Source organism: Herbiconiux daphne (assembly GCF_024979295.1).
Lineage (GTDB): Bacteria > Actinomycetota > Actinomycetes > Actinomycetales > Microbacteriaceae > Herbiconiux > Herbiconiux daphnes.
Window position 1 is genome coordinate 1 of record NZ_JANLCJ010000322.1, and the last position, 767, is coordinate 767.

Consider the following 767-nt stretch of genomic DNA (forward strand, 5'->3'; position numbering starts at 1 on the left):
CTCCCCTACCTTGTACTTACAATTATCAAAATGATGGCGCTGTAGATGCCCATGCTTGCCTATCTTCTGGCAGTGAGGGCAAGTAACTATATCTGCATATCTCATCTTACCAGTAAGTTTAGGACAGTTATCAAAATGCCATTTCTTAAGCTGTATAGCTTTACCCTCAAGCCCACAATGAGGGCAAGATATAATCGGGCTATTCTGTGCGCTTAATGCTATTCCAATCCGTGATTTTTCTACTGATATTTTATCGCGCTTAACACCTAGCTTTGCCAACCTCATTTTTTTACGCACTTCATTTGTAAAAATATACCCTTCCACACCTTCCCCGCCATTTGTTGAGTTAACACAGACTGAATTAGATCTGTATTTGGCGATAGTTTCAACCTCCCAATTAATAAGATCTTCTTTTTCAGTGCAGGTAAACAGGACGGTTAAGGATGGCTCACCATATTTACGCCATGTGCGATATACACGCCGATCATAAATCTTACTTGCCGCACGATGATGTATAAATCTGTTTTGAGCAGTTTTAGTAGTAATCCCTATATAAGTATATCCATTCGGGAACGTTAATAGTTAACCTTCCATTATTGCACCTCAAATAGAAAACCCCTCTTTCGAGGGGCTTAGTTAGATTATTCTGATTCCGGGGCTGTACGGTAGTTCATATAAGCCCCTGCCAGCACCATAGCCGCACCTGTGATTTTCAGGCTGTTCTCTTCATCCCAAAGATTAGGGGTGAGTTCAAACGGGGTTTGTGG

At 41.5% G+C, this 767-nt stretch carries 1 protein-coding gene; it reads right to left on the reverse strand.

Annotated features, from left to right (window positions below):
- Positions 1–324 (reverse strand): hypothetical protein (locus N1032_RS24970; protein WP_259543252.1); only part of this gene is annotated, 324 nt, incomplete at its 3' end.
- Between the last annotated feature and the right edge of the window lie 443 nt (positions 325–767).